Source organism: Streptosporangium sp. OZ121 (genome assembly GCF_051918885.1).
Taxonomy (GTDB): domain Bacteria; phylum Actinomycetota; class Actinomycetes; order Streptosporangiales; family Streptosporangiaceae; genus Streptosporangium.
Genome location: NZ_JBPXMC010000021.1, coordinates 53,141 through 73,584, shown reverse-complemented (window position 1 = coordinate 73,584; position 20,444 = coordinate 53,141). Strand labels below are relative to the sequence as shown.

Below are 20,444 nucleotides of genomic sequence, written 5' to 3'. Positions count from 1 at the left end.
TTTCTCCACATAACGGGAAAATCACGGTAACCTCAACGTCGCGTAGCTCATTCAACGGGGAGGGGGCTTGACGATGCCCGTCGTCGTCAGCGATGCCGAGGTTACCCTGGCCGATGTTCTCTCACTTCGGCTGGCCGTCGACGAACCTCTGGCCGACGGCACCGAACTGGTCCTGCGTAACCGGGCCACCTCGGTCGAGAGCCGGGTGCCGCTGGGCACGCCGGACGTGCGGATGCGCGAGGCGGAGCTGGCGGTCTCGCTCGCGCCGCTCGAACTCGGTCCCGGCCGCTGGGACACCTACCTGCAACAGGGCACGGCGCGCACGCGGCTGCGCAGTGTCGATCCCGGATTCTCCCTCGACCACCTCGACGCGTACGCGCTGAGCCGCAGAACGCTGGCCTACCGCGCCTACCGGACCCGCAACGGCTTCCTCGCCCTGAAGGTCGACGACGCCCAGCCTGCGGCGGAGGTCCGTTCCGTCTGGTTCAGGGAGGGGCGCTTCGAGGTCACCGGGCTGCTGGCCTTCACCGGCCTCGACGACGACGAGGCGCGGCACGAGGCGAAGCTCGCCCTGCGCCGCAGCCGGCCCGACGCGGAGCTGACCTCCATTGCAACGGTCCAGGGTGTGCGCTTCCACGCCGCGCTCTCGCTGTGCGACGTGCTCGCCGCCGCCCCCGACCAGACAGGCACCTGGGAACCCTCGCTGGAGGTGCGCGGCGTGGCCACGCCGCTGCGGCTGGGCTCCCGGCTGGACGACGTCGACGGCAAGCGCCGCCGCCTGCACTATCCCGCCACGCAGATCGACGGCGTGCCGATCCGGCCCTGCTACACGGCGGACGACGAGCTCAGGATCGAGGTCGGCGGGTGAGGATCTGCCTGCTCACCCCCTCCGTGTACGGCATGCGCGGCGACGTCCGCTCGATCGTCAACCTCGCGGGGGAGCTGGCAGAACGTCACGAGGTAGAGATCATCAGCGTCCGCCGCCACCGGGAGAAACCGTTCTTCCCGGTGGCGTCCGGCGTGAAGCTCTCCTGGGTGGTCGACGGCCGGCCGGGGGTCAGATACCTGCTCCCGCGGGGCCAGATGCGCACCGAGGTCGCCCTCTGGCGGCGGCTGCGCGGGCTGCGGGCCGACGTGATCGTCAGCACCCGGCCGGGGCTGAGCGTCCAGGTGGCCAGGCACGCGCCGCGCGACGTCACGCGGATCGCCCGCGAGTGGGGCCGGCCGCCGGTGCCCGGGCCGATCAGGAAGTTCTACCCGCGCCTGGACGCGGTCGCCGCCGCCACCGAGACGAGCCGGCAGGAGTGGGACCACCTGCTCGGCGGGAACGTCCCGGTCGGCGTGATCCCGGACGCGTTGCCCGCCGGGCCGTGGCCGCGCTCGCGGATGGACAACCGCATCGTCGCCGCGGGAGGGCGCCTGGTGCCGGTGAAGGCCCACGACCGGCTGATCCGCGCGTTCGCCGTCGTCGCGGGCAAGCGCCCCGACTGGCGGCTGCGCCTGTACGGCGGGGGCCCCGAGGAGAAGCGCCTGCGCGCCCTGGTCGGCGACCTCGACCTGCACAACCACGTCTACTTCATGGGGACGACCTCCGACCTGACCGGCGAGTTCGCCAAGGCGTCGATCGTGGCGACGACCTCCAGGACGGAGGTGCTCGGGATGACCGTGATCGAGGCGATGGCCAGCGGGGTGCCGGTGATCGCGTTCGACGGCCCCCGGGGACCGGGCGAGTTCGTGGCCGACGGGCGGAACGGGGTGCTGGTCCCCGAGGGGCCCGAGGGGGAGGACGAGATCGAGGCGTACGCGTCCGCGCTGCTCGCGCTCATCGACGACGAGGGACGGCGCAGGGGGCTGGCCGCGGGCGCCCTGGAGGTCGCGGCGGACCACGACGCGTCCTCGGTGGCCGACCGCTGGGAGAAACTGATCGCGGCCACGTCCCGCCGTGCCTGACACCGGTACCGTTGGGACATGCATGGGTACAGCGGTGACAAGCAGGCTTATCTGACTCGGTTGCGGCGCATCGAGGGACAGATCAGGGGCCTGCAGCGGATGGTCGAAGAGGATGCCTACTGCATCGACGTGCTGACCCAGGTCTCGGCCGCCACGCGGGCGCTCCAGGCGGTGGCGCTGGGCCTGCTGGAGGACCACATCGGGCACTGCGTCGCCGACGCCGTCAACGCCGGAGGGCCGGAGGCCCAGGAGAAGGTCAAGGAGGCGTCGGCCGCGATCGCCCGTCTCGTCCGTTCGTGACTAGTCACATGACTATCTTTTCCGACCACGTCCCGGACCCCGTTGGAGGGTCCGGGACCAGGTCTTGGAAACGGTTCTTCCCGAGGCTTCAGCAAACAGCCGAAGCGCTCAATCCGAGCGCGTTGTCGAGCTCCACCAAGGTGAGGGGCCGTTCGCTGATCGCGACGGCGGACAGCACCTCGGCATAGAGCGCGATCTCGTCCAACGCGACACGGTCGTGGACCCTAGAGTCCAGGTCGTCGTGCCCCACCGCGTCGTCCTTCCTTCCGCAGCCCACACCCACTTCGAGGTTACGGCGGGCGGACATCGGTGCCCATGGCCCATCGGGACCATTCCTCGCCCCGCCCGGCACATCCTCAAGGAGGATCATTTCCCGTTTAGGAGATCACAATTCAGCTAATTGTCTGATGCGTAGGGGGCTAGAAGGATATAGGGAGAGTAAGGATGAAATAACTGTATTTGTGGTTTAGGTATACCGGCGTGTGTCAGAAGTGACGGGGATAAGTCCCCGATACTCCGGGGACGGGATCGTCGCGCTCGTGCGTCAGCCGGTGCACGACCGCGGAGGCCGTCGCGAATCCCCGCTCCGGTATCTCGGTTCCCGTGAGGCGGCACCACGCCAGCCCGGTGGCGTAGGCGGCACCGAGCAGGGCCGCCGCCGCGGCACGGTCCGGCGGGTGGAGCGCCGCGGGCAGCTCTCCGGAACGCGGCCAGCACCCTCGCAGCGGGTGCGAGGCGTCGGTGAGCACCACGTGGAGGATGTGCCGCAGCTCGGGATCCAGCCACGGGTAGACACCGTCGGCCGCCCTGGGCGCGACGTCCGACAGATCGGCGGCGAGCAGCGAGGCGGCCACCGCCCTGGGGTCGGCGCCCATCGGGGCGAGGAAGCCCAGCGCCTGGACCAGGTCGTAGACCGCGTGCTGGAAGTACTCGCCGGGCGAGGTGTCGGGCAGCGTCAGGTGGGGCGGGCAGCGCGAGAGCCACGCGTGCCGTACGGCCTCGTCCCCCTGGTGGGCCACGACGGGATCCCGGCAGGCCCGGCGCAGCAACGGCTCGACCATGGACAGCAGGGCGTCGGCCCTCGGCCTGAACCTCGGGTCCTCACGCACCACGGTGGCGGTGTCGGCCATCAACGCGACCAGCCGCAGGCCCGCCTCCGGGTGCCCGGCCCTGACCCGCTCGCCGTACAGCGCGACCAGGTCGCCCAGCGAGGTGGGCGGCAGCCAGCGGACCCACTCGTCACCGGGCAGCGGGCGGGCCAGGAACTCCCCGAACATCGACAGCAGCACCTCGTTGCCGTCGAAGGCGGGGGCGTAGGCGCACCACATGAGCGTGCCCCAGATCGCGGCGACGGGACTGGCCACCTCCCGGGCGAAGAGCTCGGCGAACGGCCCGGTGATCGGGAAGTCCTCCCTGCGCCTGCCGCGCTGGGCGACCAGCAGCTCGCGGACCCGCTCGGTGATCTCGTACGGCACGTCGGGGCCGACGAACCCCTGGACCGATCCCCGGTCGGCGACGAGGTCGGCGCCGGTCGGCACCAGGTGCGGCAAGATCATCGAGGTGACGTGGACCACGTGCGCCGCGGCGCGGAAGTCACGGTCGGCGGGGGGAGCGGTCAGGTACCAGCGGCCGTCGGCGGCATCCTGCCGGTACCACCGGGCGTGGGCGCCGAACAGCCATCGCCCGCCGTCCGGGGTGGCCAGCGTGCGCTGCGCGATGGCCTGGGCGCGCGCGAGCGGCGGCAGCGCCACCCACCGGTGGTCGGCGACCATGGTCCGCACGTCGTTCTCGATGGCGGCGAACCCGTCCCACTGCCACATGCCGGTCATCGGCATTCCGGGGCGAGGGCCCCTGGCCTGCGCCACGGGCGGGATGCCCCTGCCTCCCTTCGGTCAAGGTCGTGCCAGGCCCCGAGATCCCCCGATGGGGCCTGGCACGATCGTAAGGCCCTCCCCGCCGCCGCGTCGGGGGCGTGCGGTCGCGGTCCGGGGCCGGAAGAGCCGGAAACGCCCGGACACCTGGGCGTCCGGGGCTTCGGATCCTCAGGCGTCCGGGTGCCGAGGCCGTTCAGGTCGTCCGGGCCGTTCAGGCCGGCGGGAGGACGGTCGCGGCCCGGTGGCGGGCCGCCTTGGCGATGTAGCCGGCCGGTGTACGGGCGAACGAGTCGCGGTCGTCGTCGGTGAGCTCACGGACGATCTTCCCGGGGACGCCCGCGACGAGCACCCCCGCCGGGATCCGCTTTCCCGGCCCCACCAGGGCACCCGCCGCGATCAGCGATCCCGCGCCGATCCTGGCACCGCCGAGCACGATCGCGCCGATGCCCACGAGCGCGCCGGTCTCCACGTGCGCCCCGTGCACCATGGCCTTGTGCCCGAGGCTCACCCGGGGCTCCAGTACGGCCGGCTCGCCCGGGTCGGCGTGCAGGCAGCACAGGTCCTGGATGTTGCACTCCTCCCCGACCTCGACGTCCTCGTCCTCGCCGCGCAGGACCGAGCCGTACCAGACGTTCGCGGCACGGCCCAGCCGTACCCTCCCGACGACCACCGCTCCGGGGGCGATGTAGGCGTCCGGATGGATCCGCGGGATCGCGTCGCCGTCGAGGGCGGCGATGTAGGGGGTGGCGTTCATGATGACGATGGTACGAGGGAGTGATCTGTCCGGTATTTCCGCAAGCAGGTCGGGCGTTCCGGTTGCGGACTTGGGCAGTAAGCAGGAAAGTCGTCTCCTGACGTCTCCTTTCCCGCCACACGACCTCCACGGGCAGTGCCATGACAAACCAGCACGACAGCTTTCCCGACCTGATGCACGAAGACTCGTTCGAGGTCGCCCTGCGCGGCTACAGCCGTCGTCAGGTTCACGAATACATGGACCGCCACCGCCACCAGATCCGCGACCTGGAGGAGCGGCTCGCGCGGGCGATCGACCAGGCCGAGCAGGGCCGGATCGAGCTGGCCGAGGCCCGCAGGAGGCTCTCCGACGCCCCGCAGGACTACGACGAGCTCGGCCAGAGGCTCAGCCAGATCCTGAAACTCGGCGAGGAGGAGGCCACCTCCAAGAAGCAGGTCGCCGAGGCGGAGGCGATCAAGCTCCGTGACGACGCGGCCGCGGAGGCCGAGCGGCTGATCAACTCCGCGCGGGGCCGGGCCGAGGGCATTCTGAACGCCGCGCAGCAGGAGGCCGAGCGCCGGGTCGCCGAGGCCACAGCCGCCGCCGAGCAGATGCTCGCCCAGGCCGGTAACGACGCCGAGGAGACGCTCAACGCGGCCCGTACCGAGTCCGAGGAGACCCTGCGCGGCGCCCGCACCGAGGCCGACCGGATGGTCACCTCGGCGAGGAACGAGGCCGAGCGGACGGTCCAGGAGGCCCGCGCCGAGGCGGAAGCCACCCTGAGCGCCGCCGGCGCCGAGGCGGAGGCGACCGTCCGCGCCGCCAACACCGACGCGCACTCCACCCTGTCGACGGCCCAGCAGCGCGCCGCCGCCCTGGACGAGACCACCGGTCGCCGGGTCGTCTATCTCACCGACACCCACCACGAGGTCATGCGCCGCCTGCACGAGATGAGCTCCGTCCTGGGAGACCTGCTCCACCGCGAGGCCGCGGCCGGAGCCCTGATCGACGAAGGCTCCGTGCTGCCCCCGGCTCGCGTCCAGCCCGCGCCGGCCGCCCTCGCCCCCGCCCCCGCCGCCGCCCCCGGTCCCGTCCCCGGTGCCGATTCCGCTCCCGATCCCGCTCCCGGTTCCGGTCCCGTCGGGGCTCCGGACGGCTTCCAGGGCGCGCCCGGCGCGGCGGACACCGTCGCGCACGACGGCGCCGGGGCGCCCTCGGGACAGACCGGGCCCGCCCGGCACGCCGGATCCGAGGACGCGCCCGAGGACGTGCGGGACGACGCCGGGTTCGACGACTCGCCCGATCTGGAGTCCGTACGGGTGATCGTGGACGACGAGGCCCCCGCCGGGGGCGCGGACGAGCGGCACGGCCGGGACGACGACCGTTTCGACGAGATGCATGTCGAGGTGTACGACGACGACGCCGACGTCGTCGCCGACCGCGGGCCGGCGGCGGGGAAGGCCGGGAAGGCCGGGAAGGACGAGGAGAAGTACGCCACCCCCAGGAAGTAGGAGATCCCGCCCCCAAAGACCGTGAAGCGGGTTCGTGCGGCCGTGGAGACGCCGCGCGTCACGGGCGGCGGGAGCGGTCCGAAGACCAAGCGGAAGCCCCCGCCCCCGATAGGGTCGGGGGCTTCCGCGATTGGGGGCCCGGCGCCGGGACCGCATCGGATCCGCTCATCCCGGCACCGGGCGGTCTTCAGGTGTCCGCTCCGGGCTCCGTGCCGCCGGAACGTTCCCGCTGGTCGAGTAACTGCTCGCGCAGCCCTTCCGGATCGTCCGCATCGATGGTCATCGCGCAGCCGACATCGCGCTGGGCGGAGGTCAGCGGGTGGTGGCGAGTGGCCCACCACCTGCCCGCGTCGCTCCGCCAGATCGTCCAGTCGGGGAACTCCCGGGCGATTTCAGCGAGATGCCGGTCGAAAGACATCTGTGCACCTTCCCCGCGCCCAGGCCCGTCTTTGCGACGTTCCACCTCTGACGGTGAGGCACTTCTCTAGAGAAATCAATGATCGCAGGGGACAGGTCAACCTATCGGTTGACGGATGGCCTTGATCTATGAGTCGAAGTCGTACTGAAGTACGTAAGAGGCAGCGTCGAGGACCATCTCGTTGACCTCGACGGCGACGCCGTCGGAGGTGCGGGCGACCCGGGCGATCACGATGACCGGGGTGCCCGCGGGCAGGTCAAGCTGGACGGTCTCATGGGGATGGGGCATGCGGGCCCTGATCTCCTCGGTGAAGTGCACCGGGGCGTGGCCGAGCTCGCCGAGGCGCGCGTAGACGCCCCCCGGGCCCGTGTCCTCTCTCGTGATCGCGGTTCCCTCCACCAGAGAGGCGGGGAAGTGGGAGACCGACAGCTGCACCGGCCGATCGTCCACCGAGTAGCGCCGCCTGCGGACCCACACCTCGGGGCTGCCCAGCACCCGGGCCACGGTGTCCTCGGCGGTCTCCCGGTCGATGTCCACCTCGTCCACGGTGTAGGGGCGCCCCCTGGTGTCGGAGTCCCAGATGGCCTCGCCGCGCCCCCACCGGTCACGGGAGAGTCGCCGGGAGCCGTGCCGCCTGATGGGGCGGAACTGCCTGACGTACACCCCTGAGCCGCGTTTGGGGACGGCCAGTCCTTCGTTGATTAGTACGGACAGTGCCTGCCTGGCGGTGGCACGGGCTATGCCGTGCGTCGCCATCAGGGCGTTCTCGCCCGGAAGCCGATCCCCGTCTCGGAGATCACCGGACAGGATCGCTTCGCGAAGCCCGTCGGCGATGCGCCGATAGATCGGGGGCTCGGGAGGTACCGGGGACTGCTGCACGTTCGATCACCCTCTGTCACCAACCGGGTTTGGCGTCTCCAGAGAACTTGCCCCGCCTTGTCCACGATCGCACAGATACGGAGGTTGATATCGTGCTTCTTTTGGGAGGATCGTGCCCGTGTGGCGATCTTCAAGAGTTTCTTCGGTCCGTTACCGTGGAACGGTCCCAGCCGGTATTCGGACGGCCCACCACCGGCGCGTGACGACCGCGGCCAGCACGGCCCCCGTCGCGTTGACGATCACATCGTCGACGGAGCTCACCCGTCCCAGGCGCAGGGCGTACTGGAGGACCTCCACGGCGAGCGACGCCCCGGCCGCCACGGCCGCGATCCCGGCGAGTGACGCGAACCGCGCCGAACGTACGGGAAGCATGGCCCCGAGCGCGGCGAAGACCAGGAGATTCCCTCCGACCTGCACGAACGCCGCCTGTCCCGGTCCGTGGAGTATCGCCCACAGGTCCGCGAACGGGACGAGGCTGACGCCCGAGACCCCCACCCCGGGGGTGAGGATCATCCAGATCCAGGGTGCTGTCCCGGCCACCGCGACCACGTCGGCCAGGGCGGTGCGCGCGGGGAAGGGGTGACCGGCGCGGGCACGGTGAAGGGTCAGCAGGCGGACGGCCACGACGACCGCGGGGACCGCGAGGAAGGCCGCCAGAACGATGTTCCCCCACTGCCGCCACGCCTGGTGCATGAGGCAATGATCAATGATGTGGCGCGCGCAGTCCCGCCGGACGGCCTTCGGGGTTACGGGAAGGTGACCTTCGAGCAAGGGCCGTCCGCACCCTCGGCGGCGAGAAGGCTTCCGGGAGCGGGAGATCCGGGAGCGGGAAGAGGCGGCTGCGGGAAGAGGCGGGTGCGGGAAGAGGCGGGTGCGGGAAGAGGCGGCGCATCCTCCTGGAAGGCCGAACGCCTCGGGGCGGCGCAGACCCCAGGGCGGCGTCAGAGCGGCCTCAGGGCGGTCTCAGGGCAGGGAGGCCGGGGCGAGGTTGCGTCCGAGGAAGTGCACGGCCCGGTCCCAGGCGGCCCGCGCGGCCTCCGGGTCGTGGAACTGCGGGGCCTCGTGGTTGTGGAAGGCGTGCCCGGCCTCCTCGGCGACGTACACCTCGACGTTCGGCCGTCCGGCCGCGGCCTTCTCCACCACGGAGACCCGCTCTCGAGGGATGTAGGGGTCGGAACCGCCGAACACGAGCAGCAGCGGGCAGGTGATCTTCTCCAGCATGCCCGCCGCGTCGGGTACGGCGGATCCGTAGAACGACAGGACCGCGTCCACCTCGACCGTGGCCGCGAGCAGGTAGCCGATCGAGCCTCCCAGGCAGAATCCGACCACCCCGGCCCCGCCCTCCGCCTCGGGGAGCCCGCGCAGATGCGCCAGTGCCACGGCCGAGTCGGCCACCCCGTGGGGAACGTCGAACGTGGAGGCCATCTCGATCGACAGGGCCGTTCCTGCGTCGTCGTGGCCGGACACCCAGTTGGGCCGGATCCGCCAGAACAGGTCGGGGGCGCCGACGACGTACCCGAGCGCGGCCAGGTCCTCGGCCACCTTCCTGATGTACGGCCCCACCCCGTAGATCTCCTGGACCAGCAGGACGACCGGCCCCCGGCCGGACGGGGGCAACCACAGATGCAGGTCGAACGAGCCGTCGGCGACGGTGACCGTCTCGGTGCGAGCTTCCACGTGTTCCTCCTGCTGGCGTACGGCGACCGGCTGATGTACGGCGACCGGCTGATGTAGGGCGACGGACGGGCGGTGAGACGAGCGGGCAGTGAATCGCATGAATCGCATACCCGTCGAACGCGGACAGATGTGCGGGCGGACGTACGGCCTGCCCGTCAGATGGTTCTGGCCAGGGCGCGGGAGATGCCCAGCGCGGCGGCCTTGACGGCCGGGGCCAGCCGGGTGGGCTGGAAGCGGGCCAGCGGCACCGAGACGGACAGCGCGGCCACGGCCACGCCGTCGCCGAACACCGGGGCCGCGATGCACGCGCCGCCCAGTTGCGCCTCCTCTCGCTCGTAGGCCAGCCCCGCCGCCTGGATCTGGCCGATCGCCTCCTCCAGGCGGCGGGGGTCGACGATCGAGTGCGGGGTCAACCGGCGCAGCGGGCGGCCGAGGACCTCGTCGATCAGATCGGGCCCGGAGTAGGCCAGCAGGGCCTTGCCGATCCCGGTACAGGTCAGGGGGAGGCGCCCGCCGACGCGTGAGGGCAGCGCGAAGGTCTCCTGGCCGCGGATCTTCTCGACGTAGACGACGTCGAGGCCGTCGCGCACGCCCAGGTGGACGGTCTCGTGGGTCGCCTCGTAAAGGTCGTGCATGAAGGGCAGCGCCGCGTGTCTCAGGTCGCGCTCCAAGGGCACGATGCTTCCGAGTTCGAAGAGGCGGCGGCCGAGATAGTAGCCGTCCGGCCGGCGGGTGATCGCGCCGATCGAGGTCAGTTCGGTGAGCAGCCGGAAGGCGGTGGTCTTGGGCAGGTGGCAGCGCTCGGCGACGTCGGCCAGGCGCAGCGGTCCTCCCGTGGGGCGGAACGCGTCGAGTACGAGCCAGGATTTCTCCAGCACGGACAGCCGGTCGGGGTTCCGTTTCACGGAACACATTCTTGCCTGTGGGCCACTCACGGCTCTATACCCGTACATAGTGACCTTAAGGAGTACATCACCGAGGAGCAGTCTTGTCTGACCAGGTGAACCACTTCATCGGCGGGGTGCCGGTCGCCGAGGGCGCGACGTTCAGCACCTATGATCCGGTGACCGGCCTGCCGGTGCGCGAGGTCCGCGAGGCGGACCGGGAGATCGTCGGCAGGGCGGTGGCCGCCGCCCGCGCGGCCCTGCCCGCGTGGGCGGCGCTGCCGGTGGCGGAGCGCGCCGCCTGGATGCGCCGCCTCGCCGACGCGATCGAGGAGCGGTTCGAGGACCTGGTGGCGGCGGAGATCGCCGACACCGGCAAGTCGGTCACCCAGACCCGCACCCTGGACATCCCGCGCGGGGCCGCGAACTTCCGGTCGTTCGCCGAGATCGCGGCCCAGCACCCGGAGGACGCGTTCCACCTGACGGACGTGCTGAGCTACACCGTCCGCAAGCCCCTCGGCGTGGTCGCGGTGATCGTGCCGTGGAACCTGCCGTTCCTGCTGGCGACCTGGAAGCTCGGTCCCGCGCTCGTCGCGGGCAACACCGTCGTGGTCAAACCCTCGGAGCACACGCCGGGCTCGCTCGCGGTGCTCGCGGAGATCGCCGCGTCGATCGGCCTGCCCGCCGGCGTCCTCAACGTCGTGAACGGCTTCGGCGGCGGCTCCACCGGCCAGTTCCTGGTGGAGCACCCCGGTGTGGACGCGGTCACCTTCACCGGCGAGAGCCGTACCGGATCGACGATCATGAAGGCGGTCGCGGACCGGGTCAAGCCCGTCTCGTTCGAGCTGGGCGGCAAGAACGCCGGGCTGGTCTTCGCCGACGCAGACCTGGACGCGGCCGTCGAGGGGAGCGTGCGGTCGGTCTTCACCAACGGCGGCCAGGTCTGCCTGTGCACCGAGCGGCTCTACGTGCAGCGGCCCGTCTTCGAGGAGTTCACCGCCCGGCTGGCCGCGCGCGCCGGGGAACTGCGGTTCGGCCGCCCCTCCGACGAGGACGCCACGATGATGCCGATGATCTCCGCCGAGCACCGGGACAAGGTGCTCTCCTATTACGAGCTGGCCAAGCACGAGGGCGCCGAGATCCGCGCCGGGGGCGGGGTGCCGCGCTTCGGCGACGACCGCGACGGCGGCTACTACGTCGAGCCGACCGTGCTGACCGGCCTGCCGCCCGGCTCGCGGGTGAACCGGGAGGAGATCTTCGGCCCGGTCTGCCACATCGCCCCGTTCGACACCGAGGCCGAGGCGGTCGGGCTGGCCAACGACAGCGAGTACGGCCTGGCGGCGACCGTCTGGACCTCCCGCCTGAGCAGGGCCCACCGGGTCGCCAGGTCGCTGGAGGCCGGGCTGGTCTGGGTCAACACCTGGTACCTGCGTGACCTGCGCACCCCCTTCGGCGGGGTGAAGCTGTCCGGCATCGGCCGCGAGGGCGGTACGCGCTCGCTGGACTTCTACTCCGAGCCCACCACGATCACCATCAAGCTGGAGCCTGGACATGACTGAGTGGAGCGAGGCCACCGACGTGCACGCGGAGGCGGCCGACCGGCTGCTGGAGGCGGCCAGGAGCGGCAAGCCGTGCGCCCCGGTGCGCGAGACGCTGCCGAGCCGGAGCGCCGAGACCGGGTACGCCGTACAGGAGATCAACACCAGGCGGGCGCTGGACGAGGGCCGCAGGCTGGTCGGCAGGAAGATCGGGCTGACCTCCGCGGCGGTCCAGCGCCAGCTCGGCGTGGACCGGCCGGACTTCGGGATGCTCTTCGCCGACATGGCCTATCTCGACGGCCTGCCCGTGCCGACCGGCCGTTTCCTGCAGCCCAGGGTCGAGGCGGAGGTCGCGCTGGTCCTCGGGGACGACCTGGAGGGCGGCCCGTTCACGGTCGCCGACGTCATCCGGGCGGTCGACTTCGCGCTGCCGGCGATCGAGATCGTCGACAGCCGCATCGCGGGGTGGGACATCACGCTCGTCGACACGATCGCCGACAACGCCTCCAGCGGCGCGTTCGTCCTCGGCAACACCCCGGTGAGCCTGCGCGGCCTGGACCTGCGCCTGGCCGGGATGACCATGAACCGGCGCGGCCAGGAGGTCTCCACCGGCGCGGGCGCGGCCTGTCTCGGGCATCCGCTCAACGCCGCGGTCTGGCTGGCCGACGCGCTGGGCGGCACGGACTTCCCGCTGCGCGCCGGGGACGTCGTGCTCACGGGCGCGCTCGGCCCGATGGTCGACGTCGAGCCGGGCGACGCGTTCGAGGCCCACATCGAGGGCCTCGGCTCGGTCAGGACGGTGTTCTCGTGAAGGCCCCCGCCGTGACGGCTCACACCGCAGGGGGACTCGGGAAGGCGGTCCTCTCGTGAAAATCGCCATCATCGGTTCGGGGAACATCGGCACCGACCTGATGTTCAAGGCACTGCTGTCGGAGAAGGTCGAGGTCGTCGCGATGGCGGGCATCGACCCCGACTCCGACGGCCTGGCCCGCGCCCGCCGCAGGGGGATCGCCACCACCCACGAGGGCGTGGAGGGTCTGGTCGCGCTGCCCGGGTTCGCCGAGGTGGACCTCGTCCTCGACGCGACCTCCGCGGGCGCGCACCGGCACAACGACCGGGTGCTCCGGGCGCACGGCAAGCGCGTCATCGACCTCACCCCCGCCGCCGTCGGCCCCTACGTGGTGCCCCCGGTCAACCTGGACGCCCACCTCGCCGAGCGGAACCTCAACATGGTCACCTGCGGCGGGCAGGCCACCATCCCGATCGTCGCGGCGGTCGCCTCGAGGGTGCCCGTCCGGTACGCGGAGATCGTCGCCTCGATCTCCTCCCGGTCGGCGGGGCCCGGCACCCGGGCCAACATCGACGAGTTCACCGAGACGACCTCCCGGGCGATCGAGCGGGTCGGCGGGGCGGCGAGGGGCAAGGCGATCATCGTCCTCAACCCGGCCGAGCCGCCGCTGATCATGCGTGACACGGTCTACTGCCTGGTGGACGAGTGCGACGAGACGACCGTGGCGGAGGTGGCGGGCGCCGTGCTGGAGATGGTGGCGCGGGTCAACGACTACGTGCCCGGCTACCGGCTCAAGCAGGACGTGCAGTTCGAGACGATCCCGGCCGGGGAACCGCTGCCCGACGGCACCCGCGACGGCGGCGTCAAGGTGACCGTCTTCCTGGAGGTGGAGGGCGCCGCCCACTACCTGCCCGCCTACGCGGGCAACCTCGACATCATGACCTCCGCCGCGCTGCGCACGGCCGAGCGTCTGGCCGAGCCGCCGGACCGGGCCGCGGACGCGGGCCGTGCGGAAGACCGGGACCGTACGGGCCGGGCCGCCCGTACGGACGCGGAGGTGGGCGCGTGAGGCTGTACATGCAGGACGTGACACTGCGGGACGGCATGCACGCCGTCCGGCACCGCTACACCGCCGCCCAGGCCGCCGAGATCGCCGCGGCCCTCGACGCCGCCGGGGTGGCGGCCATCGAGATCGCGCACGGCGACGGTCTCGCCGGGGGCAGTTTCAACTACGGCGCGGGAGCGCACACCGACGACGAGTGGATCGAGGCGGTCGCCGGGGTCGTGCGGCGGGCGAGACTGACCACCCTGCTGCTGCCCGGCATCGGCACCATCCACGACCTCAGGCGCGCCCACGCCCTCGGCGTCACCTCGGTCAGGGTCGCCACCCACTGCACCGAGGCCGACATCTCCGCCCAGCACATCTCCACCGCGCGCGAGCTCGGGATGGACGTGGCCGGGTTCCTGATGATGTCCCACATGGCTCCGGCCGAGGAACTGGCCCGGCAGGCCGCGCTCATGGAGTCGTACGGCGCCCACTGCGTCTACGTGACCGACTCCGGCGGCCGGTTGACCATGGACGGGGTGAGGGAGCGGGTCAGGGCCTACCGCTCGGTGCTCGGCGAGGGTACGGAGATCGGCATCCACGCCCACCACAACCTGGGTCTGGGCGTGGCCAACTCGGTCGTCGCGGTGGAGAACGGCACCTACCGGGTGGACGCCTCCCTCGCCGGGATGGGCGCGGGCGCGGGCAACTGCCCGATCGAGGTGTTCGCCGCGGTGGCCGACCTGATGGGCTGGGAGCACGGCTGCGACCTGCACGCCCTGATGGACGCGGCCGACGACCTGGTCAGGCCGCTGCAGGACCGGCCGGTCCGGGTGGACAGGGAGACGCTGACGCTCGGCTACGCGGGGGTCTACTCCAGCTTCCTGCGGCACGCCGAGGCGGCCTCGGCGCGGTACGGGGTCGACACCCGGACCATCCTGACCGAGGCGGGCCGCCGCCGGATGGTGGGCGGCCAGGAGGACATGATCGTGGACATCGCGCTGGACCTGGCGGGGGCGGGGAAGCAGCCGGACCTGGCACGGGCAGGGGAGCAGCCGGACCTGGCACGGGCGGAGGCGCGACCGGACCTGGCGGGGGCGGGGGAGCGACCGGGCCTGGCGCGAGAGGGGGAGCGGTCATGACCGACCTCCACAAGCTCGCCGCCGTCCTGGATGAGGCCGCCCGCACCGGTCGCGCGGTGCCGAGGCCCGAGCAGGACTACGGCGTGGCCGACGCCTACCGGGTCCAGGAGGAACTGATCCGGCTCCGCCTGGAGCGGGGGGACCGGCTCGCCGGGGTGAAGCTGGGCTTCACCAGCGAGGGCAAGCGCCGCCAGATGGGCGTGCGCGACGTCATCTTCGGCCGGGTTCCGGAGTCGTCGGCCATCCTCGACGGCTCGTATGCCGATATGTCGAGATACATCCATCCGAGGGTGGAGCCGGAGGTCGTCTACCTCGTCGGGCGGCGCATCGCGTCGCCGGGCGACGCGCTCGCGCCGGGCGCCATCGCGGCCGTCGCGACCGGCGTCGAGGTCATCGACTCGCGCTACGAGGACTTCAGGTTCTCGCTGCCCGACGTGATCGCCGACAACACCTCGGCCGCCGGGTACGCCGTCGGCCCCTGGCAGCCGTACGACTCGTCGCGCTGGAACCTGGGCGTCGTCCTGGAGATCGACGGGCGCGTGGTCCACGCCGGGTCGACCGGCGCGATCCTGGGCGACCCGCGCCGGGCCCTCGCGGAGGCCGCGCGCCTGGCTCTCCGGGCGGGGACGGTCCTGGAGCCGGGCTGGGTCCTCCTCGCCGGTGCCGCCACGCCGGCCGAGCCGCTCAGGCCCGGCGCGCGGGTGCGGGCCGAGATCCAGCACCTGGGCTCGGTCTCGTTCACCGCCTCCGCACCGGAACCCGCTCCTGAGGTTCCGGGGACCTCGGGGGCTTCGGGGGCTCCAGGGACTTCGAGGATTTCGGGGGAGGGATCATGAGCGACGGGCTCGTCATCGCGGGGAAGGCCACGCCGCGGGGCAGGTTCCCGCACGTCAAACGGGCGGGAGACTTCCTGTACGTGTCCGGGACCAGCTCGCGCAGGCCCGACAACACGATCGCCGGAGCCGAGGCCGACGAGTTCGGCACGGTGGCGCTCGACATCGCCGAGCAGACCAGGGCCGTGATAGAGAACATCGGCGACATCCTCCGGGCGGCCGGGGCCGACCTGAGCGATCTCGTGCAGATCACCACCTACCTGGTGAACATCAACGACTTCGGCGGGTACAACGCGGTCTACGCGGAGTACTTCGACGAGACCGGCCCGGCGCGCACCACCGTGGCCGTCCACCAACTGCCCCACCCGCACCTGCTCATCGAGATTCAGGCCGTGGCACACCGACCGGAGGAGCGCCCGTGATCCCGCCCATCGACCTCACCACGTGGATCGACGAGCACGCCCACCTGCTCAAGCCACCGGTGGGCAACAAGATGGTCTTCGAGGGCGCCGGCGACTTCATCGTCATGGTCGTCGGCGGCCCGAACGCGCGGACCGACTTCCACATCGACCCGTACGAGGAGCTCTTCTACCAGATCCGCGGCAACATGCACGTCAACGTGATGACCCCCGAGGGGCCGGAGACCGTGCACGTGCGCGAGGGCCAGATGTGGCTGCTCCCGGCGAACACGCCGCACTCGCCGCAGCGCCCCGAGGAGGGGTCGGTCGGCCTGGTGGTGGAGCGGATCAGGCCGGAGGGCGTGCTGGAGCGGTTCCTCTGGTACTGCCCGGAGTGCAGTGGCGTGGTCCACGAGGTCGAGCTCCAGGTCCGCGACATCGTGACCGACCTGCCGCCGATCTTCCAGGCGTTCTACGACGACGAGAAGGCGCGCACCTGCGAGAACTGCGGCACCGTCCACCCCGGCAAGGGATAGTCGTTGATCATCGACGTCCACACGCACCACGTCCCCAGGGGCTGGCCGGAGCTCGGCTGGCCGGGGGCGCCCCGGCTCAGGATCGACTCCGAGCGGGAGGCCGTGATCCTGCTCGGGGACCGAGAGTTCCGCCGGATCGCCGACGACTGCTGGAGTCCCTCGGTCCGCCTGGAGCGGATGGACGCCGACGGGGTGGACGTCCAGGTCGTCTCGCCGACGCCGGTCTTCTTCTCCTACGAGCGCCCGGCGGCCGAGGCCGTGCGGGTCGCGAGGGTGTTCAACGACCTGGCGCTGGAGATCTGCGCCTCCGAGCGGCTGGTGCCGTTCTGCCAGGTGCCGCTCCAGGACCCCGACCTGGCCTGCGCCGAGCTGGACCGGTGCCTGGCCGCCGGGCACGCGGGCGTCGAGATCGGCAACCACGTCGGCGACCGCGACCTCGACGACGAGGGGATCGTCCAGTTCCTCCAGCACTGCGCCTCGGTGGGCGCGCCCGTCTTCGTCCACCCCTGGGACATGGCGGGCGGTCCCCGGCTGGAGCGCTGGATGGCGCGGTGGCTGGTCGGCATGCCGGCCGAGACGCACCTGTCGGTGCTGGCCCTGATCCTGGGCGGAGTCCTCGACCGGGTGCCGGAGACGCTGCGCCTGTGCTTCGCGCACGGCGGCGGCTCGTTCGCCTTCTGGCTCGGCCGGTTCGAGAACGCCTGGCACCGCCGCAACGACCTGGTCGGGGTCTCGGAGTTCCCCCCGTCGCACTATCTCGGCCGGTTCAGCGTGGACTCGGTCGTGTTCGACGAGCGGGCGCTGCGGCTGCTGGTCGACACGATGGGAGAGGACGGGGTGATGCTCGGCTCCGACTTCCCCTACCCGCTGGGCGAGTCGCCGGTGGGCTCGCTGATCCGCCGGGCGGGGTTCCTCTCCGACACCGCCCGCGTCAAGCTGCTCGGCGGCAACGCCACTCGTTTCCTCGGCCGTTAATCGGGGCGGAATGCCATGAAATCTGACATTGACGGCATTATGGGAGGGTTGCCAGGCGCCTAACCGGGAGACGATTCGTGGCCATCAGCCGTGCGGAGTGCGTCGCGCTCGACGCCGCCGACCCCCTCAAGCACATCAGGGACGAGTTCGTCCTGCCCGACGGGACGATCTACCTGGTCGGCAACTCCCTCGGTGCCCCGCCGAAGACCGCGACGGCCGCGGTGACGCGGACCGTGGAGCAGGAGTGGGGAGGCCGCCTGGTCGGCGCCTGGAACACCTCCGGCTGGTTCGACCTGCCGCTGACCACGGGAGACCGGCTCGCCCCGCTGATCGGCGCGGGCCCCGGCCAGGTGGCGGTGGGCGACAGCACCTCGATCTCCATCGTCAAGGCCGTGTCCGCCGCCCTGGGGCTGCGCCCCGGGCGCCGGGTCGTCATCTCGGACCTGGCCAACTTCCCCACCGACCGCTACGTGGTCGAGGGGCTGGCCGAGGCGCTGGGCGGCTACGAGATCCGCGACGTCACCGGCGTCGACGACCTCGCCGGCGCCCTCTCCGACGAGGTCGCGTGCGTGCTGCTGTCGGAGGTGGACTACCGGACCGGGGCCCGCCACGACACGGCCTCGGTCACCGCGCTGGTCCAGGCGGCGGGCGCGCTGATGATCTGGGACCTGTGCCACAGCGCCGGCGCCTACCAGGTGGACGTCTCTACGGCCGACTTCGCGGTCGGCTGCACCTACAAGTATCTGAACGGCGGCCCGGGATCCCCGGCCTTCGTCTACGTCCACCCGCGCCACCAGGCCGAGGCGCGGCCCATGCTGACCGGCTGGCACGGCCACGCGGCGCCGTTCGCGTTCGAGCCCGGCTTCCGCCCCGCCGACGGCATCCGGCGCTTCACCGTGAGCACCCCGCACGTGATGTCCTTCGCCTCGCTCAACGCCTCGCTCGACATCTGGGAGCGCGTCGACCTGGCCGCCGTACGGGCCAAGAGCGTGGCGCTGGGCTCGATCTTCATCGAGCTCGTCGAGGAGCTCTGCGCGCCGTACGGGCTGGAGCTGGTCTCGCCCCGCGACCCGGAGCGCAGGGGCAGCCAGGTCAGCTTCGGTCACCCCGACGGCTACCCGGTCATGCGCGCCCTGATCGACCGCGGCGTCCACGGCGACTTCCGGGCCCCGGACGTCCTCAGGTTCGGGTTCGCGCCGCTCTACATCCGTTTCGCGGACGCCTACGACGCTGCCGTGATCCTGACCGAGGTGCTGGAGAAGGAACACTGGCGCGACGACCGCTACAACCACCGCCTCACCGTCACCTGAGATCACCGTCACCTGAGATCACCGTCACCTGGGTTCACCGTCACCTGGGTTCACCGTCACCTGGGTTCACCGTCACCCGAGAAAAGGGGATCCCGCCGGGGGGAAAGGCGTCCTGACCGGGAGAGAGCGGGCGCCGGCTGAGGGAGGCGGGCCTCAGCGCCTGCTCAGCCGGCGTCCCTTGTACATCGGGTGGTCGGTCTCCCAGTATCTCCAGCCCTCCACCCGCGCGGGGACGTTGGCCACCCCGGTGGTGACCTTACGCACCCGGCAGGTGTAGAGCTGTCGCCACGCGGAGAAGCCCACCCGGTAGCCGAAAACGCGGTACCACATGTTTCCGTACTTGCCGTCGGTGATCTCTTGCTCGTATTCGTGCCCGGTCTCGACGATGTACTCCTCGGCGAGCAGCGGGTTCACCATGTTCCGCAACTGGCGGATCAGATCGCCCGTAGTGATCAAGTCATATCTTTCCCTCTCGATTTCCATCTCGGCGTACACGCGGTGCTGCCGGGTGACCGAAACCGTCATCGTGCCGCCGGGGCCGTCGATGAAGCGCGTACGGGGAACGAAGAAGTTCCTCGGCCTGAAGGAGTGGAATCTGAAGAAGGACCTCGGCTTGCATTTCTTGCGCGCCTGCTCCGCGAGCGTGTGGCGGGTGTCGTCGTCTCCGTCGTCGAGGGCGTCGGCGGTGTCGAGGTCGTCCAGGGCGTCGTCGTCGGCGGTGGCTGTGTCGGTGTCGGTGTCGTTGGGGGACGAGGTGGTGGTGGAGGTGCTGGTCGACTTGATGGACGAGTCCGAGTCCTTGGCGGACGAGTCCGGCTCGGGTGGCGGGGCGCTGAGCGCGGACGCGGTGGCGGGTGAGGGGAAGGCGGGGGACGCGGGGGCCATGAGGGTCACGGAGAGGGATCCGGCCAGGGCCAGCATCGCCGGCCTTTTCGCCGGCCGGCGTCCCTTCCGCCGTTCACGCGTGGTCGCGGTACTTGTTCCAGGGGTGGGAGTGAGCATGGAGACACCATTCCCTTCGAGACGTGGTCCGTGGCCGCGACCAATCCGCTGACCGGAATACGGCTTTTGCCGGTACGCCGAGCCACTCAGCGTGACAGTGATGATGCTTACAGTCGCGATTGAGGGCCATGTGGTGACACGCCGAGACCCCGTCCACTGAATAGGGAAAGGCGGAGGGAAGGGGGCTAGAGTGGTTGCCCGCCGGTGCGCGCCGACTCGTCGCCGGGCTGAGAGGGCGCGTCGAGCCTGGCGACGAGCCTCTTGGGAGCGACGGCGCGGTAGCTCTCCTCGACCCAGTCGAGGAGCATCTCGGTCTCCGGGAGCGCGCCGGAACCCGTCAGGGGGATCGACACCCACCCCGCTCTGCCCAGCCCGTAGCCGGACGGTTTGGCGCCCTCGACCGCGAGCGCGTGGCCGTTCGACTCGGGTAGCTTCACTCCGACGCTCGGGCTCCACTTCTCGGTCGGCTCGTCGACGCCGAGGAAGAGGAAGATCTTCTTGTTGACCTTGACGACCGTGTCGCCCCAGGGGTGGTCCTCGTAGGATTCCGGCAGGCGCAGCGCGAACTCGCGCAGCGTCTCGCGGACCTCACGCCAGTTGTCCATGGCGCCCATTGTGAACCTCGGCACCGACGATTCCGGCCGGATCC

The 20,444-nt window shown here is 71.2% G+C and carries 22 protein-coding genes; 13 read left to right on the top strand and 9 right to left on the bottom strand.

The window, feature by feature from the left end; translation table 11 throughout:
• Nucleotides 1–73: 73 nt before the first annotated feature.
• Genes ACTOQ1_RS30085 through ACTOQ1_RS30075 form a run of 3 tightly spaced genes read left to right on the top strand, consistent with a single transcriptional unit; the run spans nucleotide 74 to nucleotide 2,250 of the window.
• A complete protein-coding gene (locus ACTOQ1_RS30085; RefSeq protein WP_440071405.1) occupies nucleotides 74–868 on the top strand; it encodes a hypothetical protein in 795 nt (264 codons plus the stop codon).
• The gene (locus ACTOQ1_RS30080) at nucleotides 865–1,950 is read left to right on the top strand and encodes a glycosyltransferase (RefSeq protein ID WP_440071336.1); all 1,086 of its coding nucleotides are present in this window, start codon (nucleotides 865–867) and stop codon (nucleotides 1,948–1,950) included. The genes ACTOQ1_RS30085 and ACTOQ1_RS30080 overlap by 4 nt, the downstream gene beginning before the upstream one ends.
• Before the next feature lie 18 nt (nucleotides 1,951–1,968).
• Nucleotides 1,969–2,250, top strand: coding sequence for a metal-sensitive transcriptional regulator (locus ACTOQ1_RS30075; protein WP_362695229.1), 282 nt, complete (start codon nucleotides 1,969–1,971; stop codon nucleotides 2,248–2,250).
• Between the two features lie 485 nt (nucleotides 2,251–2,735).
• Here the strand turns inward: ACTOQ1_RS30075 and ACTOQ1_RS30070 are convergent, their stop codons facing one another.
• On the bottom strand, nucleotides 2,736–4,079 hold the full coding sequence (locus ACTOQ1_RS30070; protein ID WP_440071335.1) for a hypothetical protein: 1,344 nt from the start codon (nucleotides 4,077–4,079) through the stop codon (nucleotides 2,736–2,738).
• A 256-nt stretch (nucleotides 4,080–4,335) separates the two neighbouring features.
• Nucleotides 4,336–4,878 (bottom strand): gamma carbonic anhydrase family protein, encoded by a 543-nt coding sequence (locus ACTOQ1_RS30065; RefSeq protein ID WP_440071334.1) that lies wholly within the window; start codon nucleotides 4,876–4,878, stop codon nucleotides 4,336–4,338.
• 140 nt (nucleotides 4,879–5,018) lie between these two features.
• Here ACTOQ1_RS30065 and ACTOQ1_RS30060 point away from each other — a divergent pair, with 140 nt between their 5' ends.
• The gene (locus ACTOQ1_RS30060) at nucleotides 5,019–6,368 is read left to right on the top strand and encodes a hypothetical protein (protein WP_440071333.1); all 1,350 of its coding nucleotides are present in this window, start codon (nucleotides 5,019–5,021) and stop codon (nucleotides 6,366–6,368) included.
• Between the two features lie 187 nt (nucleotides 6,369–6,555).
• Here ACTOQ1_RS30060 and ACTOQ1_RS30055 read toward each other — a convergent pair whose 3' ends face one another.
• The 5 genes from ACTOQ1_RS30055 to ACTOQ1_RS30035 form a co-directional block, all read right to left on the bottom strand.
• Complete coding sequence (locus tag ACTOQ1_RS30055) at nucleotides 6,556–6,786, bottom strand: hypothetical protein (protein WP_440071332.1); 231 nt, start codon at nucleotides 6,784–6,786, stop codon at nucleotides 6,556–6,558.
• 126 nt (nucleotides 6,787–6,912) lie between these two features.
• Nucleotides 6,913–7,665, bottom strand: a complete 753-nt coding sequence (locus ACTOQ1_RS30050; RefSeq protein WP_440071331.1) for a GntR family transcriptional regulator — start codon at nucleotides 7,663–7,665, stop codon at nucleotides 6,913–6,915.
• 150 nt (nucleotides 7,666–7,815) lie between these two features.
• The gene (locus ACTOQ1_RS30045) at nucleotides 7,816–8,358 is read right to left on the bottom strand and encodes a VanZ family protein (protein ID WP_440071330.1); all 543 of its coding nucleotides are present in this window, start codon (nucleotides 8,356–8,358) and stop codon (nucleotides 7,816–7,818) included.
• A 270-nt stretch (nucleotides 8,359–8,628) separates the two neighbouring features.
• The gene (locus ACTOQ1_RS30040) at nucleotides 8,629–9,342 is read right to left on the bottom strand and encodes a dienelactone hydrolase family protein (protein WP_440071329.1); all 714 of its coding nucleotides are present in this window, start codon (nucleotides 9,340–9,342) and stop codon (nucleotides 8,629–8,631) included.
• Nucleotides 9,343–9,497: 155 nt separating this feature from the next.
• Nucleotides 9,498–10,256 carry an IclR family transcriptional regulator gene (locus ACTOQ1_RS30035; RefSeq protein ID WP_440071328.1) on the bottom strand — a complete coding sequence of 253 codons (759 nt, stop codon included), beginning with the start codon at nucleotides 10,254–10,256 and terminating at the stop codon, nucleotides 9,498–9,500.
• Nucleotides 10,257–10,330: 74 nt separating this feature from the next.
• On the opposite strand from ACTOQ1_RS30035, the gene ACTOQ1_RS30030 reads away from it, so the two are divergent.
• The 9 genes from ACTOQ1_RS30030 to kynU all read left to right on the top strand — a co-directional run bounded on the left by ACTOQ1_RS30030 (nucleotide 10,331) and on the right by kynU (nucleotide 18,793).
• A complete protein-coding gene (locus ACTOQ1_RS30030) occupies nucleotides 10,331–11,785 on the top strand; it encodes a 2-hydroxymuconic semialdehyde dehydrogenase (protein WP_440071327.1) in 1,455 nt (484 codons plus the stop codon).
• Entirely contained in the window at nucleotides 11,778–12,575 is a 798-nt protein-coding gene (locus ACTOQ1_RS30025) for a 2-keto-4-pentenoate hydratase (protein WP_362695199.1), read from the top strand. Before ACTOQ1_RS30030 ends, ACTOQ1_RS30025 begins: the two co-directional genes overlap by 8 nt.
• A gap of 55 nt (nucleotides 12,576–12,630) precedes the next feature.
• Nucleotides 12,631–13,623, top strand: coding sequence for an acetaldehyde dehydrogenase (acetylating) (locus tag ACTOQ1_RS30020; RefSeq protein ID WP_440071326.1), 993 nt, complete (start codon nucleotides 12,631–12,633; stop codon nucleotides 13,621–13,623).
• Nucleotides 13,620–14,741 carry a 4-hydroxy-2-oxovalerate aldolase gene (gene dmpG / locus ACTOQ1_RS30015; protein WP_440071325.1) on the top strand — a complete coding sequence of 374 codons (1,122 nt, stop codon included), beginning with the start codon at nucleotides 13,620–13,622 and terminating at the stop codon, nucleotides 14,739–14,741. The genes ACTOQ1_RS30020 and dmpG overlap by 4 nt, the downstream gene beginning before the upstream one ends.
• Nucleotides 14,738–15,577 (top strand): 2-keto-4-pentenoate hydratase, encoded by an 840-nt coding sequence (locus ACTOQ1_RS30010; protein WP_440071324.1) that lies wholly within the window; start codon nucleotides 14,738–14,740, stop codon nucleotides 15,575–15,577. The genes dmpG and ACTOQ1_RS30010 overlap by 4 nt, the downstream gene beginning before the upstream one ends.
• Complete coding sequence (locus ACTOQ1_RS30005) at nucleotides 15,574–15,996, top strand: RidA family protein (protein WP_440071323.1); 423 nt, start codon at nucleotides 15,574–15,576, stop codon at nucleotides 15,994–15,996. The genes ACTOQ1_RS30010 and ACTOQ1_RS30005 overlap by 4 nt, the downstream gene beginning before the upstream one ends.
• Entirely contained in the window at nucleotides 15,993–16,508 is a 516-nt protein-coding gene (locus tag ACTOQ1_RS30000) for a 3-hydroxyanthranilate 3,4-dioxygenase (RefSeq protein WP_440071322.1), read from the top strand. Before ACTOQ1_RS30005 ends, ACTOQ1_RS30000 begins: the two co-directional genes overlap by 4 nt.
• Nucleotides 16,509–16,511: 3 nt before the next feature.
• A complete protein-coding gene (locus tag ACTOQ1_RS29995; protein ID WP_440071321.1) occupies nucleotides 16,512–17,483 on the top strand; it encodes an amidohydrolase family protein in 972 nt (323 codons plus the stop codon).
• A gap of 77 nt (nucleotides 17,484–17,560) precedes the next feature.
• Nucleotides 17,561–18,793: a kynureninase gene (gene kynU, locus ACTOQ1_RS29990; protein WP_440071320.1), complete on the top strand. Its 1,233-nt coding sequence runs from the start codon at nucleotides 17,561–17,563 to the stop codon at nucleotides 18,791–18,793.
• A 153-nt stretch (nucleotides 18,794–18,946) separates the two neighbouring features.
• Here kynU and ACTOQ1_RS29985 read toward each other — a convergent pair whose 3' ends face one another.
• Both ACTOQ1_RS29985 and ACTOQ1_RS29980 read right to left on the bottom strand, forming a co-directional pair.
• Entirely contained in the window at nucleotides 18,947–19,714 is a 768-nt protein-coding gene (locus tag ACTOQ1_RS29985) for a hypothetical protein (RefSeq protein ID WP_440071319.1), read from the bottom strand.
• Between the two features lie 266 nt (nucleotides 19,715–19,980).
• Nucleotides 19,981–20,400 (bottom strand): MmcQ/YjbR family DNA-binding protein, encoded by a 420-nt coding sequence (locus ACTOQ1_RS29980; RefSeq protein ID WP_440071318.1) that lies wholly within the window; start codon nucleotides 20,398–20,400, stop codon nucleotides 19,981–19,983.
• Between the last annotated feature and the right edge of the window lie 44 nt (nucleotides 20,401–20,444).

What these genes read in the sequence shown, in the direction of transcription:
- ACTOQ1_RS30055 (WP_440071332.1), bottom strand. Translation starts at nt 6,786, where the DNA reads ATGTCTTTCGACCGGCATCTCGCTGAAATCGCCCGGGAGTTCCCCGAC.
- ACTOQ1_RS30005 (WP_440071323.1), top strand. Translation starts at nt 15,574, where the DNA reads ATGAGCGACGGGCTCGTCATCGCGGGGAAGGCCACGCCGCGGGGCAGG.
- ACTOQ1_RS30070 (WP_440071335.1), bottom strand. Translation starts at nt 4,079, where the DNA reads ATGACCGGCATGTGGCAGTGGGACGGGTTCGCCGCCATCGAGAACGAC.
- ACTOQ1_RS30025 (WP_362695199.1), top strand. Translation starts at nt 11,778, where the DNA reads ATGACTGAGTGGAGCGAGGCCACCGACGTGCACGCGGAGGCGGCCGAC.
- ACTOQ1_RS30075 (WP_362695229.1), top strand. Translation starts at nt 1,969, where the DNA reads ATGCATGGGTACAGCGGTGACAAGCAGGCTTATCTGACTCGGTTGCGG.
- ACTOQ1_RS30035 (WP_440071328.1), bottom strand. Translation starts at nt 10,256, where the DNA reads ATGTGTTCCGTGAAACGGAACCCCGACCGGCTGTCCGTGCTGGAGAAA.
- ACTOQ1_RS30060 (WP_440071333.1), top strand. Translation starts at nt 5,019, where the DNA reads ATGACAAACCAGCACGACAGCTTTCCCGACCTGATGCACGAAGACTCG.
- ACTOQ1_RS29985 (WP_440071319.1), bottom strand. Translation starts at nt 19,714, where the DNA reads ATGCTGGCCCTGGCCGGATCCCTCTCCGTGACCCTCATGGCCCCCGCG.
- ACTOQ1_RS30045 (WP_440071330.1), bottom strand. Translation starts at nt 8,358, where the DNA reads ATGCACCAGGCGTGGCGGCAGTGGGGGAACATCGTTCTGGCGGCCTTC.
- ACTOQ1_RS30085 (WP_440071405.1), top strand. Translation starts at nt 74, where the DNA reads ATGCCCGTCGTCGTCAGCGATGCCGAGGTTACCCTGGCCGATGTTCTC.
- ACTOQ1_RS30010 (WP_440071324.1), top strand. Translation starts at nt 14,738, where the DNA reads ATGACCGACCTCCACAAGCTCGCCGCCGTCCTGGATGAGGCCGCCCGC.
- ACTOQ1_RS30065 (WP_440071334.1), bottom strand. Translation starts at nt 4,878, where the DNA reads ATGAACGCCACCCCCTACATCGCCGCCCTCGACGGCGACGCGATCCCG.
- ACTOQ1_RS29980 (WP_440071318.1), bottom strand. Translation starts at nt 20,400, where the DNA reads ATGGACAACTGGCGTGAGGTCCGCGAGACGCTGCGCGAGTTCGCGCTG.